General features: G+C 68.3%; 14 protein-coding genes. 4 read left to right on the top strand and 10 right to left on the bottom strand.

All coding sequences use genetic code 11. The features are described from left to right. Positions 1-574: DNA mismatch repair MutL family protein (locus EJC49_RS07750; RefSeq protein WP_483458062.1), on the top strand; the 574-nt coding region annotated here is incomplete at its 5' end. A 74-nt stretch (positions 575-648) separates the two neighbouring features. Next, complete coding sequence (locus EJC49_RS07745; RefSeq protein ID WP_126698953.1) at positions 649-879, top strand: DUF2093 domain-containing protein; 231 nt, start codon at positions 649-651, stop codon at positions 877-879. Between the two features lie 21 nt (positions 880-900). On the opposite strand, the gene lpxK is transcribed toward EJC49_RS07745, so the two are convergent. Genes lpxK through EJC49_RS07715 form a run of 6 tightly spaced genes read right to left on the bottom strand, consistent with a single transcriptional unit; the run spans position 901 to position 6,504 of the window. Further along, complete coding sequence (gene lpxK / locus EJC49_RS07740) at positions 901-1,941, bottom strand: tetraacyldisaccharide 4'-kinase (protein ID WP_126698951.1); 1,041 nt, start codon at positions 1,939-1,941, stop codon at positions 901-903. Positions 1,942-1,945: 4 nt separating this feature from the next. Then, positions 1,946-3,262, bottom strand: a complete 1,317-nt coding sequence (gene waaA, locus EJC49_RS07735) for a lipid IV(A) 3-deoxy-D-manno-octulosonic acid transferase (RefSeq protein ID WP_126698949.1) — start codon at positions 3,260-3,262, stop codon at positions 1,946-1,948. Next, positions 3,259-4,056 (bottom strand): lysophospholipid acyltransferase family protein, encoded by a 798-nt coding sequence (locus EJC49_RS07730; RefSeq protein WP_126698947.1) that lies wholly within the window; start codon positions 4,054-4,056, stop codon positions 3,259-3,261. Before EJC49_RS07730 ends, waaA begins: the two co-directional genes overlap by 4 nt. After that, entirely contained in the window at positions 4,056-4,316 is a 261-nt protein-coding gene (locus EJC49_RS07725) for a DUF4170 domain-containing protein (RefSeq protein WP_126698945.1), read from the bottom strand. The genes EJC49_RS07730 and EJC49_RS07725 overlap by 1 nt, the downstream gene beginning before the upstream one ends. A 36-nt stretch (positions 4,317-4,352) precedes the next feature. Then, the gene (locus tag EJC49_RS07720; protein WP_126698944.1) at positions 4,353-5,180 is read right to left on the bottom strand and encodes a 3'(2'),5'-bisphosphate nucleotidase CysQ; all 828 of its coding nucleotides are present in this window, start codon (positions 5,178-5,180) and stop codon (positions 4,353-4,355) included. Next, positions 5,167-6,504 carry a TldD/PmbA family protein gene (locus tag EJC49_RS07715; protein ID WP_126698942.1) on the bottom strand — a complete coding sequence of 446 codons (1,338 nt, stop codon included), beginning with the start codon at positions 6,502-6,504 and terminating at the stop codon, positions 5,167-5,169. The genes EJC49_RS07720 and EJC49_RS07715 overlap by 14 nt, the downstream gene beginning before the upstream one ends. A 148-nt stretch (positions 6,505-6,652) precedes the next feature. Here EJC49_RS07715 and EJC49_RS07710 point away from each other — a divergent pair, with 148 nt between their 5' ends. Together EJC49_RS07710 and EJC49_RS07705 are read left to right on the top strand one after the other, a co-directional pair. Continuing rightward, positions 6,653-8,458 (top strand): monovalent cation:proton antiporter-2 (CPA2) family protein, encoded by a 1,806-nt coding sequence (locus EJC49_RS07710; protein ID WP_126698940.1) that lies wholly within the window; start codon positions 6,653-6,655, stop codon positions 8,456-8,458. A gap of 34 nt (positions 8,459-8,492) precedes the next feature. Continuing rightward, the gene (locus EJC49_RS07705) at positions 8,493-9,932 is read left to right on the top strand and encodes an MATE family efflux transporter (protein WP_342635349.1); all 1,440 of its coding nucleotides are present in this window, start codon (positions 8,493-8,495) and stop codon (positions 9,930-9,932) included. 3 nt (positions 9,933-9,935) lie between these two features. On the opposite strand, the gene EJC49_RS07700 is transcribed toward EJC49_RS07705, so the two are convergent. The 4 genes from EJC49_RS07700 to rsmD all read right to left on the bottom strand — a co-directional run bounded on the left by EJC49_RS07700 (position 9,936) and on the right by rsmD (position 14,451). Next, the gene (locus EJC49_RS07700; RefSeq protein ID WP_245453314.1) at positions 9,936-10,817 is read right to left on the bottom strand and encodes a patatin-like phospholipase family protein; all 882 of its coding nucleotides are present in this window, start codon (positions 10,815-10,817) and stop codon (positions 9,936-9,938) included. Positions 10,818-11,001: 184 nt separating this feature from the next. Then, positions 11,002-12,366: a M16 family metallopeptidase gene (locus tag EJC49_RS07695; protein ID WP_126698961.1), complete on the bottom strand. Its 1,365-nt coding sequence runs from the start codon at positions 12,364-12,366 to the stop codon at positions 11,002-11,004. After that, positions 12,366-13,772 (bottom strand): M16 family metallopeptidase, encoded by a 1,407-nt coding sequence (locus tag EJC49_RS07690; protein WP_126698938.1) that lies wholly within the window; start codon positions 13,770-13,772, stop codon positions 12,366-12,368. The genes EJC49_RS07695 and EJC49_RS07690 overlap by 1 nt, the downstream gene beginning before the upstream one ends. 124 nt (positions 13,773-13,896) lie before the next feature. Continuing rightward, positions 13,897-14,451, bottom strand: a complete 555-nt coding sequence (rsmD, locus tag EJC49_RS07685; protein WP_126698936.1) for a 16S rRNA (guanine(966)-N(2))-methyltransferase RsmD — start codon at positions 14,449-14,451, stop codon at positions 13,897-13,899. Between the last annotated feature and the right edge of the window lies 1 nt (position 14,452).

Raw genomic sequence — 14,452 nt, 5'->3', positions numbered from 1 at the left:
GCTCGGCGCCGCCCGCGCGCAGGTCCATGCCAACTACATCGTCGCCCAGACGGAGGATTCGCTGGTGATCGTCGACCAGCACGCCGCCCATGAACGCCTGGTCTACGAGGCGCTGAAGCAGGCGATCCACGCACGCCCCCTGCCCGCGCAGATGCTGCTCCTGCCGGAAATCGTCGACCTTCCCGAGGAGGACGCCGAGCGGCTGGCCGCCCATGCCGGCACGCTCGCCCGCTTCGGCCTTGGCCTCGAACGCTTCGGGCCCGGCGCCGTGGCGGTGCGCGAGACTCCGGCCATGCTGGGCGAGACCGACGTGCAGGGCCTCGTGCGCGACCTCGCCGACGAGATCGCCGACACCGATTCGGCCGACGGACTGAAGGGGCGCCTCGACGCCATCGCAGCCACCATGGCCTGCCATGGCTCCGTGCGTTCGGGCCGCCGGCTGCGGCCGGAGGAGATGAACGCCCTGCTGCGCCAGATGGAAGCGACGCCCGGCTCCGGGACCTGCAACCACGGGCGTCCGACCTACATCGAACTGAAGCTCACCGACATCGAGCGCCTGTTCGGCCGTCGTTGACGAGCGCATGCGATGTCCGAAGCTTGACCGGGCGAAGGATTTGTGGCGCTAAGGGCGCGACGAGTGAGAGAGCGATGAACAGGTTCGAAGGCCCCGGCGCGAGGGAAGCCCGACTGAGATATCTGGACGGGGACTTTCAGGTCGCCAGCCCGGGCGCCTTCGTGCGCTGCGCGGTCACCGGCGAATCGATCCCGCTGGACGAGCTGAAATACTGGTCCGTCGCCCGCCAGGAAGCCTATGTCAGCGCAGCCGTCTCGCTGGCCCGCGAGATCGAAGCCAATCCCGAACTGCGCCGACGCGGCTGACCCAAGCCGCGAGCCGCCGGGCTACCGTTTCTTGGCAACGCCGAACCGTCGCTTCTCGAACGCCTTGACCGTGTCTTCGATCAGCCGCCGAGGCACCTGGAGATCGTCGAAAACGAGATCGATCGGCAGCGTCGTCGTCTTTTCGGCCAGCGCGCGCGCGGCCTGGGTGCCGGTCTTCAGGCGCATGGCGTCCTTCTCGGTGGTGACCAGCATGAGCCCCGCCTGATCGGCTTCGGCCGACAACTCTGCGATTTCGGCATCGGTGAACGGGTGATGGTCGCCGAACACGCGCCGGGCGGCGATCGTGCCCCCGGCCTCCTCGACGGTGGCGAAGAATTTCGAGGGATCGCCGATTCCCGCGAAAGCCAGAAGTTGCTTGCCGGCGATCCGGGCTGCGTCGCGCGGCTTCACCCGCGCGCGATGGACCGGCCGGCCGGCACGGGCCGCCTTGCGGACGGTCTCCTCGGCGCCCGCACCGATTCCGATCGCCAGGATGGCATCGGCGAAGCGAATCTGGCTCAGCAGCGGCGCTCGCATCGGCCCGCCGGGAATGACATGGCCGTTGCCGAGCCCCCTTGCGGCGTCGATGACCAGCAAAGCCTGGTCGAAATGGACCCGCGCGCTCTGGAAACCGTCGTCCATGAGGAGGAAGTCGCAGCCCAGCCGGATCAGGATGCGCGCGCCAGCCGCCCGGTCCGGCGACACCGCCACGGGCGCGTGCTGGGCAATCAGCATCGGTTCGTCGCCGACATGGCGTGCCGTATCGTGATGGACGTCGACGAGGTGGGGTTCCGAGACGCTGCCGCCATAGCCGCGCGACAGGACACCCGGCTTGAGGCCGAGGCGCCGTGCCTCCGCCGCCAGCGCCACCACGGTCGGTGTCTTTCCCGCGCCGCCGACGGTGAAGTTTCCAACGCACAGGACCGGCAGGTCGAGCGCTTCGCGCCGGGCGCCGATCATCCGCCGTGCGGCGACGAAGCCGTAGATCGCCGATGCCGGCCAGAGCGCCCAGGCCCGCCAGTCCGCGGTTTCCCACCAGAAGGGCGGCGCCTCGCTCGTCATCCCGTCAGCGCCTCGCGCCTTCGTCGAGACGCGCCTTGACGATCAGCGGATTGATGTAGGGCTCCAGCGCCTTCAGCGTGGCGGGGAGCGCGCCGCGCATCTCGTTGACCGTGGCCAGCGCGGCCGCGATCATCTCATGCCGCTTGTCTTCGTTTGCGAGCAGGAAGTTCACCGCGCCCGCCAGCATGTCGCGATCGGCGACGAGGCGCGCACCGCCGCGCTCGATCAGCCGTTCATAGGAATCCCGGAAATTCTGGACGTTGCGGCCTGCGAGGATCGCCGTTTCCAGGATGGCGGGCTCCAGCGGGTTCTGTCCGCCTTCCGCCGTGAGCGACCGGCCGACGAAGGCGATCTCGGTGACACGGAGGTAAAGCCCCATGTCGCCGATCGTGTCGCCGATGAGAATGTCGACCTCCGGCTCCACCGGCTCGCCCAGGCTGTGGCGCGCCACCATGAGACCGGCGGCAGAAAAGGCGCCGAGCAGGCCTTCGGTTCGCTCGGGATGACGCGGGACGATGATCGTCAAAAGGTCGGGGTAGCGCCGCTTCAGGAGCCGATGCACCTCGATGGCGATCGCTTCCTCGCCGTCGTGGGTGGAGATGGCCGCCCATGTCGGTCGACGCCCGATCTGCGAACGCAGCAGGCGCAACTCCCGCTCGTTGACGGCCGGAGGATCGGTATCGACCTTGAGATTGCCCGAGACCGTGACCGGCCGTGCGCCGAGCTGGCGGAACCGCTCACCGTCGATCTCCGACTGCGCGACCACGTGGGACAGGTTCTCGAACAGGGCTTCGGCCAGAAAGGCGCGCTTGGTCCAGGCTTCGAAGGACCGGTCCGACAGACGCCCGTTGACCAGCACCTGCGGCACGCGCCGCGCGCCGAGTTCCAAAATGGTCATCGGCCAGATTTCGGACTCGGCGATGATGGCGAGGTCGGGCTTCCAGTGGTCGAGGAAGCGGCTCACCGCCGGCTTCAGGTCGAGCGGCACATATTGGTGCAGCACCCTCTCGTCGAAGCGCGACTGGACGATCTGCGCCGACGTGACGGTGCCCGTCGTGAACACCACGTTGATGTCGAAGCCCGAAATGCGCCGGACCAGCGGAATGACCGCATAGGATTCGCCCACGCTCGCCGCATGGATCCAGACAAGCGGCCCGGGCGGACGCTTGACCACGGCAAAGCCATAGCGTTCGCGGCGGCGCGACCGCTCTTCCTTGCCCCGCGTCGTGCGCCAGGCGATGTAGCCGCCCACGAACGGGTAGGCCGCCGCTCCGGCGAAGCGATAGGCCGTCAGCATGGCACGTGCCCAGCGTTCGCTCATGACGACCGATCGACCAGCCCGTAGGCCTTCCGCGTGGCTGCGTCGAGGCTTTCGGTCACCTCCCGCCGCTTCTGCTCGAGCATCGCCTCGTCGGCGTCCGCGGGCACGTAGACGGGTTCGCCGACGATGACCGCCTTGCGCCCGAAGGGCAGATTGATGGTGGTCTTGTCCCAGCTCGATTCGATGACCTTGCGCCGGCTCGTGGCCAGCGCGACCGGCACAACCGGCCGGCCCGAGAACTTGGCCAGCATGACGATGCCCAGCCCGGCGTCGCGCGGCGTGCCGTGCGGAATGTCGGCGATCATCGCCACCGAGCGACCCGTGTCGAGCAGGCGCTTCAGCATGATGAGGGCGCGTGCACCGCCCTTGTCGGCGTTGTGGGTGTTTGCGCGGCCGCCCGAGCCGCGCACCGTCTCGAAGCCGAACCGCTCCGCCACGCGCGCATTGAGCTCGGCATCCCGGCTTTTCGAAAACAGCGCCGCCATCTTGAGCGAACGCGGCTTCAGGCACGGCGCCATGAGGTGCTGGCCATGCCAGAACGCCGCGATTCCCGGTGCGAACTGCGCATAGGCATCGTCCAGGCTGTCCGATCCCGGCACCGTGCGATTGGTGACGAAGATGAACCGGAGCGTCTGGGCCAGCGCGAACGCCACCGCATCGGCGACGAAGCGCGATTCGGCCAGAGGGGTTCGGATCTTGCGCCAGAGCGCCTTCAACGGACCCGGCCTGGCGGATCGGGACTTTCTCCGTCCGCCGGTGTTGCCGGCGGCGAGCAAGGGAGGCACGTCCGTCATCAGGCCCCGCCGACTTTTGGCGTCATGTCGGCGTCGGGATCCAGCAGGCGATGCAGATGGACGATGAAATAGCGCATGTGGGCGTTGTCGACGGTCGCCTGCGCCCTGGCGCGCCAGGCCGTCTGGGCCGATCGGTAATCGGGAAAGATGCCGACGATGTCGAGCTCGTCGAGGTTGCGGAAGCGGACCTCGCCGAGCGACTGCAGCTCGCCGCCGAACACGAGGTGCAAGAGTTGCTTGCCTTCGGCGTTTTCTGTCATGTTCCAATCCGCTGATGTGGTTTGAGCCGAGCCTGATTAGACCATTCCGCCGGTGTTGGAAACCGGCGCGAGCCGCCTGGCGGCGAAGGCCTCGAGGATTTCCGCCAGCAGTGCGCCGCTGCCGGCGACGAGCATCTGGTGGCGGACATGCTCGCCTGCGTAGCGGAGCGTCCGTCCGTGTTCGTCCACGACCTGTCCGCCCGCCTGCCGCAGGATGAGATCGGCGGCAGCGAGATCCCAATCATGCGAATCGGGCTTGACGAGGGCGGCATCGAGGCCGCCCCGCGCCAGCAGCGCCAGCCGATAGGCGAGCGAGGGCACGTAGGGCGTGATGAGGAAGCGATCCCGCAACGCGTCGGGCAGCATGTTGAAGATCGCCTTCGGGCCGCCGACCTTCGGCCGGCCGCCGTCGCTGCGCACGGAGATCGGCTCGCCGTCGAGAAAGGCCGGGCCGGTCGAGGCCGCCCAGTAGGTCTCCTTCAGGGCCGGACAGGCCAGAACGCCCGCCACCGGCACCCCCTGCTCCACCACGGCGATGCTGACGCACCAGGTGTCGCGCCCGTCGATGAAGGCGCGGGTGCCGTCGATCGGATCGACGACGAAGGTGCGCTCGGCGCCGAGCCGCTCCGGTGTGTCGGCCGTTTCCTCCGACAGCCAGCCATAGGCGGGGCGCGCCGCCGAAAGGCTGTCGCGCAGGAATCGGTCCACCGCGAAGTCGGCTTCGCTGACGGGTGAGCTACCCGCCTTCAGCCACACCTCGGGCTTGCGGCCGAAATAGCCCATGGCGATGTCGCCCGCCTGGCGGGCGGCCGTCAGGATGAGGTCGAGATCGGCGGCGTTGCGCGCGGCGTCAGCTTCCGGCAAGGGTCATTCCTTCGACGAGAAGGGTCGGCGCCGCTGTTCCGAACGTCCGGTCGATGTCGCTGGCCGGCGTCATGGCCATGAACATGTCCTTCAGGTTCGAGGCGATCGTCACCTCGGACACGGGATAGGCCAGCGCGCCGTTCTCGATCCAGAAGCCGGACGCACCGCGGCTGTATTCGCCGGTGATCATGTTGACCCCCTGGCCGAACACCTCGGTGACGTAGAAGCCGCTGGGAAGGCCGGCGATCAGGTCCTGCGGGCTCGCTTCGCCCGGCTCGATCGCGAGATTGGTCGAGGTCGGGTTGACCGACGTTCCCGACCGCGCACCGCGCCCGTTGGTGACGAGCCCGAGTTCGCGCGCCGTGGAGGTGGACAGGAACCAGTGCTGGAGGACGCCCTGGTCGACCATGGTGAGCGCCTCGCCGGCCACTCCCTCGCCGTCGAAGGGCCGCGACGCGGTGCCGCGACGCTTCTTCGGGTCGTCGGTGACGGTGATCGAGGCCGACGCGATGGGCTTGCCCATCCGGTCGCGCAGAAAGCTCGTCTTGCGCGCGACCGATGCGCCGTTGATGGCGGATGCGAGATGCCCGGCGATGCCGCGCGCGACCCGCGGATCGTAGACCACCGTCACCGGGCCGCTCTTGACCTTGCGCGCGCCCAGACGCCGCACCGCACGTTCGCCGGCGCGCCGGCCGATCGCCTCGGGCGCATCGAGCTCGTCGAAGAACAGGCGCGAGGAGAAGTCGTAGTCGCGCTCCATGCCCGTGCCCTCGCCCGCAATGACGCTGACGGAGCGCGAGAAGCGCGAGCCGACGTAGTGGCCGAGAAATCCGGCCGACGTGGCAAGCACCATTCCGCCGAGCCCCGCGCTGGCGCCGGAACCGCTCGAATTGGTGACGCCCTGGACGTCCATCGCCGCCGCCTCGGCGGCGAGCGCGTCCTGGCGCAACCGTTCCGCCGAGACCTCGGTCGCGTCGAACAGGTCGAGGTCGGCCACGCCCTTCACCAGGAGGTCCGGATCCGCGAGGCCCTGATAGGGATCTTCCGGCGACACCTTCGCCATCGCCACCGCGCGCTGCGCCAGCGCATTCACGTCGGAATCGATGGTCGCCGAGACGCTCGCCACGCGCTTGCCGACGAAAACGCGCAGCGAGAGGCTGTCGCCTTCGGACGCCTCGGTGGATTCCACCTTGCCGAGACGCACGGACACGCTGGTCGAACGGCCGCGAGCGACGACCGCGTCGGCCTCGTCCGCGCCGGCGCGGCGGGCCGCGTCCACCAGCGAGCCGACGAGATCGGTGAGTTTGTCTGTGTTCAGGGACATGCAATAGTTCCGGTTGGGGTGCCGCCTCGGCTATGACGTTTCGGGCGCGGCGCGCCGGCCCGTCTGCTGGACCATCTATGGCTCCGGACGGGACTGTGCAATGGGTGGCCGGCAATGGCGCGGCACACGGACCTGCCCGGAGAGACGGATGGCGACGGAACACGGTGCCCAGTTCACGGAAATCCTGATCCTGCTCGGCGCGGTCGCCGTCTCCGCGCCGATCTTCAAACGCATCGGCATGGCGACGGTTCTGGGCTACATCGCCGCAGGCATCGTCCTCGGCCCGATCGCCACGCTCATCATCGGCGGCGAGGACCTGCTCGATTTCGGCGAGCTGGGGGTCGTGCTGCTGCTCTTCGTGATCGGACTGGAGCTGAAGCCGAGCCGATTGTGGGCCATGCGCCGCGACATCTTCGGCCTCGGCGCCGCGCAGGTGATCGTGACCGGCCTCGTGCTGACCGGCCTCGTGCGCCTGGCGGCGGGCCTTGGCTGGGAACAGGCGACGATCATCGGCATGACCCTCGCGCTCTCCTCGACCGCCTTCGCGCTTCAGCTGCTCGACGAGAGCCAGGGCACCAACCAGCGCTACGGCCAGACCGCGTTCTCCATCCTGTTGTTCCAGGACCTGGCGATCGTGCCGCTGCTGGCGCTCGTGCCCTTGCTGGCACCCGGCACGGAAGACGGCAGCGAGTTCGGCTTTCGCCATTTCGCCTTCGCGGTCGGCGCCATCGCGGCCCTGATCGCGACCGGACGCTACCTGCTCAACCCGTTGTTTCGCGTCATCGCCAACACCGGCGCGCGCGAGGCGATGATCGCCGCCGCGCTCTTCGTCGTGCTCGGCGCGGCCACGCTGATGCAGTCCGTCGGCCTGTCGATGGCCATGGGCGCCTTCGTGGCCGGCGTCATGCTGGCCGAATCATCCTACCGCCACGAACTCGAGACCAGCATCGAGCCCTTCCGCGGCATCCTGCTCGCCGTCTTCTTCATGGCGGTCGGGCTGTCGCTCGACATCGACATCGTCCTGGCCGAATGGCTCACCATCCTGGTCGCGGTGCCGGTGCTGATGCTGGTGAAGGCGGTGATCTGCCATGGGCTCTGCCGGGCCTTCGGGTCCACGCATGCCGACGCCGTGCGGGTCGCGCTGCTCCTGCCGCAGGGCGGCGAGTTCGGCTTCGTCATCTTCTCGGCCGCCACCGCGGCGGTCCTCCTGCCGCCCGAGCTTTCGTCGCTGCTGATCGCCGTGATCACCGTCACGATGGTCGCCACGCCGCTCGCGGTGTCACTCGGGCGCTTCCTGATCCCCGCCGAGAAGGAAGAGACCATGGAGGAGGACTTCGAAGGCGCGGGTTCCGACGTCCTGATGATCGGCTTCTCCCGTTTCGGCCAGATCGCCTCGCAGGTTCTCCTGTCGGGCGGCGCCCGGGTCACGATCATCGACCATTCGGCCAACCGCGTGCGGGCGGTGGAGAAGTTCGGCTTCCGCATCTATTTCGGCGACGGCCGCCGCAAGGACGTCCTCGAAGCGGCGGGCATCCGCGAGGCCCGCATCGTCGCGGTGTGCACCCATGGCCGCGAAGGGACGGACCAGATCGTCAACCTGATTCAGAGCGAGTTCCCGCATGTGCGCCTGTTCGTCCGCTCCTACGACCGCGACCACACCCTGTCCTTGCGGGCGCGGGACGTCGAGTACGAGATCCGCGAGACGCTGGAGTCCGGCCTGCTGTTCGGCAGGATGACCCTCCAGGCGGTCGGGATCGAGGAGGAGACGGCGGCCGACATCGTCGACGACGTGCGGCACCGGGACGAGGAACGCCTGTCGATCCAGGCGGCGGGCCTGAAGGATCCGGGCATCTCGCTCTCGTTCCCCGAACCGCTGGTCAGGCCGAAGCGCGAGGGCCGGCGCATCGACCGCCTGCCCGACGGGCCCGACGAGACCGAACCTGCGCGCAGCTGATGCACTCCATGCGGCATCGACATCAGGAGACGACGTGAGCACCCCATCCGCAAGCCCCGCCGGGCCGGCGCCGGCCAAGTTCACCACCGGCTCGACGCTGCGCCATGTCGTCGTGATGACGGCCACCGGTTCGATCGGGCTGATCGCCATCTTCCTCGTCGACGCGCTGAACCTGTTCTACATCTCCCTGCTCGGCGTGAAGGAACTCGCCGCCGCGATCGGCTTCTCCGCCACGCTGATGTTCTTCACCGTCTCGGTGGCGATCGGCTTCACCATCGCGACGTCGGCTCTGGTGTCGCGGGCGCTGGGGCGCGGCAGCCGGGAAGATGCGGCCGCCATGGGCGGCGCGGCGATCGTCATCATGGCGCTCACGCTGGCGGTGTTGTCGGCGATCGTCTGGCCCTTCCTGCACCCGCTGCTGGCGCTGCTGGGCGCCACCGGGCAGACGCTCGAGCTCGCCACCCGCTTCATGCAGATCGTGCTTCCGTCTTCGGCCCTGGTCGCGGTGGGCATGTGCACGACCGGGATCATGCGCGGCGCCGGCGACGCGCGTCGCTCCATGTACGTGACGCTGTCGAGCGGCTTCGCCGCCGCGATCCTCGATCCGATCCTGATCTTCGGCTTCGGGCTGGGGCTCGACGGCGCGGCGATATCCACCGTCCTGGCGCGCGTCTTGATGGTGGTGGTCGGCCTGCATGGCGCCATGGTGGTGCACCGGCTGGTGGCATGGCCGAACCTCGCGCGGCTGCGCAACGCGGCCCGGCCCTTCTTCGTCATCGGCCTTCCCGCTGTCGCCACACAACTGGCGACGCCGGTCGGAAACGCCTACGTGACCGCCGAGATCGCACGCTTCGGCGACGATGCGGTCGCCGGCTGGGCCATCATCGGGCGGCTGGTCCCGGTCGCCTTCGGCGTGATCTTCGCGCTGTCCGGCGCGGTCGGACCGATTCTCGGCCAGAACTACGGCGCGCGCCGCTACGACAGGCTGATGTCGGTGATGCGCGACAGCCTGCTGGTCACGCTGGCCTATGTCATCGCTGCCTGGGCGCTGCTGGCCATCTTCAGGCACCAGATCGCAGACCTGTTCGGGGCGACCGCGGCGGCGCGCGACCTGATCGAGTTCTTCTGCCTGTTTGCCGCCGGCAGCTTCCTGTTCAACGGCGCGCTGTTCGTGGCGAATGCGGCGTTCAACAATCTCGGCTATCCGGGCTATTCGACGATCTTCAACTGGGGCCGCGCCACGCTGGGCACCATTCCCTTCGTCTGGATCGGCGCGCACCACTACGGCGCATCGGGCGTCATCGGCGGATGGGCGCTGGGTTCCGTGATGTTCGGCATCGCCGCCCTGATCTGGTGCTTCCGGATCGTGCGGGACGTGGCCGATCGCGCCCCGCCCGGGCCACCGCTGCCCGGACCGCCGCCGGCATCGCATTCGCCCTTCTCGACCGGCAAGGCCTCGACCATGCTCGACTGAGGTTCAGGCGTGCTCCAGCGCGTCGTGGGCGAGGAACGCCGCCTCGATGGCCCGCTTCAGCTCGTCCTTCAGCGGCGCCGTCTGGGCCATGATCGCCTCCATGCGCAGGAAGTCGAGGACGCGGAAGCGCGATACCGGCGGACGGAGGAAGATCGTCGGCCGGCAGGTTTTCAACTTCATCTGGATGATCGACTGCATCATCAGCTGCGTGGAGCCGAAGACCAGCTCGAGCGAGTTGAGGATACGGTGGTTGTTGGGCGTCGGCATGCCGACCACGTCGATGGCGATGGTGATGTCGGCCTTCCCCTCTATGAGGTCGAAAGGCACCGGATTGCAGATGCCGCCGTCGATCAGAATGCGTCCCTCACGCCGGACGGGGCGGAACACGGCCGGGATGGCGGCAGAGGCGGCGATCGCCGAAGACAGCCCGCCTTCGCTGAAGATCACCTGCTCGTGCCGGTAGAAATCCACCGCCGTCACGAAGAGCGGAATCTCCAGCTCCTCGAAGGTCTGCGGGATCGCGGCCGGCAGGAAGGCGCCGAGAATGCGCTCGATGTTGAACTGGGTGAGCCGGAACCCGCCGTCCATGAACTCCGAGAACGTGCCGGGTCGGGCCCGCCACATCCGCGCCGCGACCTCCGCGCGGCGGCTGAGGATCGAATGGGCGTAGCGGTGAATGTCCCGCCCGCTCATGCCAGCGGCCATCCCGGCGCCGATGATCGCGCCGATGGACGAGCCGGCGATGGCGGCCGGGCGGATCCCCAGTTCGTCGAGCGCTTCGATGGCATGGATATGCGCAAGGCCGCGTGCGCCACCGCCTCCGAAGGCGATGGCCACCGTCGGCCCGGCAGAGGCCATTCTCGAAACGGAAACATGTCCGTGCATCGACATCGTCCTTCCGGCAAGCGCCCTGTTCGAGCGAGTGTGACACTCGAGTCCGGTTCGCCGCGAGCCACTGGTCCAGTATCGGGCTCAAAGCTCCAGCGGAGCCTTGAACTTGTTGATGGTCCTTTGCGTCCGACATCGGCGCCGGCGCTTAGCCCGGCGGGATGCAGATGTCGGAATCGGACTAGCGGACGTTGGCCGCCGCATCCGGTCCCAGGATCATGATCGCCGGCTCCACCGACAGCAAGTCGCGTGCGGCCGCCTTGACCTCGTCGAGCGTCACCGCCCCGATGAGGTCGCCGCGCCGCTCGATGTAGTCGATCCCGAGGTCGTCCATCTGCAACTGGACCAGCGTGCGGGCGATCGCAGCGGATGAATCGAGATTGTTGATCGCGTAGCTTCCGACGATATAGGCCTTGGCATCGGCGAGTTCCTGCTCGGTCGGCCCCTCGGCGGCCATGCGCGCGATGACGTCGCGGATCACCTGCAAGGCTTCGCCGGCCCGGTCGGCCCGGGTCGAGGTGCCGATGATCAAGGCGGAGGAGTGGTCCCGGTTGGCCAGCGACGAGCCGACACCGTAGGCCAGACCGCGCCGGTCGCGCACCTCGTCGAACAGCCGCGACGAAAACGTGCCACCACCCAGGACATGGTTCATCATGTAGGCGGCGAAGAAGCGCGGATCGTCCCGCTCGACGCCCGGAAAGGCCAGCCTGAGGCTTGCCTGCGGCACCGGGAACGAGACGCCGATGAACTGGTCGAGCTTCGGCTCGACGCGTTCGATGGGCCGCATGTCCGGGCTTTCGGGCAGCGCGCCGAAGGTCCGGTCGAGCTCGGCCTTGAGCGTCTCCGCGTCGATGGCCCCGACCACGCCGACGACGAGATTGCCACGGGCGAACAAGGCGCGGTGCAGCGCCTCCAGATCGTCCCGGGTGATCGTCGCCAGCGTTTCGGGCGTGCCCTCGCTGCGGCGCGAATAGGGATGGTCGCCATAGATGGCGTTCGCCCAGGCGATGGACGCCGCCTGGTCGGGATCGTTGGCGCGCGCCTCGATACCCGCGACCATCTGGGCGCGGATGCGCGCCAGCGGCTCGGCGTCGAAGCGCGGCTGGTTGACGGCGAGCTGGAGGAGCCGGAATGCCTCGGCGCGATCGTCCGCCAGGGTGCGCAACGACCCGTAGAAGGCGTCCGGGCTGACGTTGAACGACATCTCGGCGCCGGACAGGTCCAGCGCCTCCTGGAACGCCGCGCGCGGCATGTCGCCCGCGCCCTCGTCGAAGAGGCCGCTCATGAGCTGGGCCAGGCCCTCCTTGCCGACGGGGTCCTGCGTGCTGCCGCCTTCGAAGGCGAAGTTCACCGCGATGATCGGCACGGTGTAGTCCTCGACCAGCCAGGCGGTGACGCCGCTGTCGCTGGTGACCTCCTGGATCGTGACCGCCGCCTGCGCGGGCGCGACCATCATCATCGGGGCGGTGAAGGACAGCGCGACGAGAGCGGCGAAGACGGGTTTCATGACGATGTCCGTTGCGGGGGCTGCGGCGGCGGGAAACATCATGAGCGGTCTCCTGCGGCCGGAAGCAGATAGCCCGTCACCGCGCGGTTGAAGTCGAGATGCCGGCGCGCGGCCTCCTGTACCTGTTCGGCCGTGACGGCCTCGATCCGATCCGGCCAGCTGGCGATGTCCTCGATCGTCCCGCCGGTTGTCAGCGTCGAGCCATAGATCCGCGCCATGCCGCTCTGGTTGTCGCGCGCGAAGATCATGCTGCGCACGTATCGCTTCTTGGCGGCGGCCAGCTCGGCCTCGGTGACGCCGTCGTCCGCGATGCGCCTGATCTCGGCGTCCATCGCCTTCTCGACGTCCTCGAGGGTCGCCTCCCCGCGTGGCGAGGCGTAGATCTGGAAGCTGGTCGCGTCGAGCGCGCCCGACTGGTACCAGGCGCCCGCCGAAGAGGCGATGCCCTGTTCCACCACCAGCGCCTCGTAGGCGCGCGAGCGCGGGCCGCCGCCGAGAATCTCCGAAAGGAGGTCGAGCGCCTCGGCCTCGCCCTTTTCGGCCGTGGTGTAGGACGGCACGATCCATCCCTTGCGAAAGCTCGGCGTGGACACGCGCGGGTCGGTCAGCGTCACGGTGCGGGCCGTGTTCTGCTCGGGTTCGCTGGGGCGCAGGCGCGGCGGCAGGTCGGGTCCGCGCGGCACGGCGCCATAGGTCTCCTCGGCGAGCTGCCGGACCGCCTCGGCCTCGACATCGCCGGCCACGATGAGGACCGCGTTGTTGGGGGCGTAGAAGCGCTGGTAGAACTCGATCGCATCGGCGCGGTTCAACTGCTCGATCTCGTGCATCCAGCCGATCACCGGAATGCGATAGGGATGGTTCTGGTAGAGCGTGGCGTCGAACTCCTCGCCGAGCAGCGAGCGGGGCTCGCTTTCCACGCGCGAGTTTCGCTCCTCGATCACCACCTCGCGCTCGGGGGCGACGACCTCGTCCGTCAGGATGAGGTTGGTCATGCGGTCGGCCTCGAACGCCATCATGGAACGAAGCGCATCCGGAGTGACCTGCTGGAAATAGGCGGTATAGTCGTAGGAGGTGAAAGCATTTTCCCGTCCGCCGATCTCCGCGATCCTGCGCGAGAACACGCCCGCCGGATTGCTTTCGGTCCCCTTGAACATCAGGTGCTCGAGAAAATGCGCGATCCCGGACTTGCCCGGATCCTCGTCGGCGCTGCCGACCTTGTACCAGAGCATGTGGGTGACCACCGGTGCGCGGCGGTCGGGAATCACCACCACCTGCAATCCGTTGTCGAGCGTGAAGCTCGACACCTCGCTGGACGGCTGTTGCGTGGCGGACAGCTGGACGGCCGTCGCCGCGGCCGGGGAAAGCGAAGCGGCGCCCGCCACAAGGGCGACCAGCAATGCCGGAAGAACCCGACGTCCTCGCGCGCGGTAGCGTGTGTCGTGCATTCGCAATCACCTCGGATTGTTGCTGCCGCCAAAGTGGTGCGGCAAGCCTCGTCTGTGAAGCGCGAGGCGGATGAATTATCCGTAATGCGGCCGAGGCCGAATCGGATCGACCCAGGCGAAAGCCTCAGTCGGCCTCGATGAAGCGGACGATCGTGTCGCCATAATGACGTTCGTCGACGATCCCGAAGCCTTCCACCGCCCGGAAGGACGCCGAGGCCGCTTCCTCGACGACACACAGCGCGCCGGGTTTCAGCCAGCCGCCCGCGCGCGCCGAGGCGAGCGCGCTTTCGCCGAGCCCCTTGCCATAGGGCGGATCGGCGAAGACGAGATCGAACGGCGCGATCGTGCCTGCGGTGCCGAGCGCGGTGGCATCGCGGCGGAAGATCTTCGTGCGGCCCTGAAGGCCGAACGCCTCGATGTTGTCGCGCAGCAGGCCGCGACCCTCCGCGCTTTCTTCGATGAACAGGCAGTGCGACGCACCGCGCGAGATGGCTTCGAGCCCCAGCGCGCCTGTGCCGGCGAAGAGATCGAGCACGCGCGCGCCTTCGAGCCGGTCGCCATGGCGATGCGACAGCACGTTGAAGACGGCTTCGCGGGTGCGGTCGGTCGTCGGGCGGATCGCCTGGCTTTTCGGCGTCGCCAGCGCGCGGCCGCGAAACGCTCCCCCGACGATCCGCATC

The sequence above is a fragment of the Aquibium carbonis genome (assembly GCF_003970795.1).
Lineage (GTDB): Bacteria > Pseudomonadota > Alphaproteobacteria > Rhizobiales > Rhizobiaceae > Aquibium > Aquibium carbonis.
This window is presented reverse-complemented; position numbering and strand designations above follow the sequence as displayed.

Bases quoted from the DNA above. Each gene is read 5' to 3' on its own strand.
- rsmD (WP_126698936.1), bottom strand. From the start codon at position 14,451: ATGCGGATCGTCGGGGGAGCGTTTCGCGGCCGCGCGCTGGCGACGCCG.
- waaA (WP_126698949.1), bottom strand. From the start codon at position 3,262: ATGAGCGAACGCTGGGCACGTGCCATGCTGACGGCCTATCGCTTCGCC.
- EJC49_RS07715 (WP_126698942.1), bottom strand. From the start codon at position 6,504: ATGTCCCTGAACACAGACAAACTCACCGATCTCGTCGGCTCGCTGGTG.
- EJC49_RS07695 (WP_126698961.1), bottom strand. From the start codon at position 12,366: ATGTTTCCCGCCGCCGCAGCCCCCGCAACGGACATCGTCATGAAACCC.
- EJC49_RS07730 (WP_126698947.1), bottom strand. From the start codon at position 4,056: ATGACGGACGTGCCTCCCTTGCTCGCCGCCGGCAACACCGGCGGACGG.
- EJC49_RS07725 (WP_126698945.1), bottom strand. From the start codon at position 4,316: ATGACAGAAAACGCCGAAGGCAAGCAACTCTTGCACCTCGTGTTCGGC.
- EJC49_RS07690 (WP_126698938.1), bottom strand. From the start codon at position 13,772: ATGCACGACACACGCTACCGCGCGCGAGGACGTCGGGTTCTTCCGGCA.
- EJC49_RS07745 (WP_126698953.1), top strand. From the start codon at position 649: ATGAACAGGTTCGAAGGCCCCGGCGCGAGGGAAGCCCGACTGAGATAT.
- lpxK (WP_126698951.1), bottom strand. From the start codon at position 1,941: ATGACGAGCGAGGCGCCGCCCTTCTGGTGGGAAACCGCGGACTGGCGG.
- EJC49_RS07710 (WP_126698940.1), top strand. From the start codon at position 6,653: ATGGCGACGGAACACGGTGCCCAGTTCACGGAAATCCTGATCCTGCTC.
- EJC49_RS07700 (WP_245453314.1), bottom strand. From the start codon at position 10,817: ATGCACGGACATGTTTCCGTTTCGAGAATGGCCTCTGCCGGGCCGACG.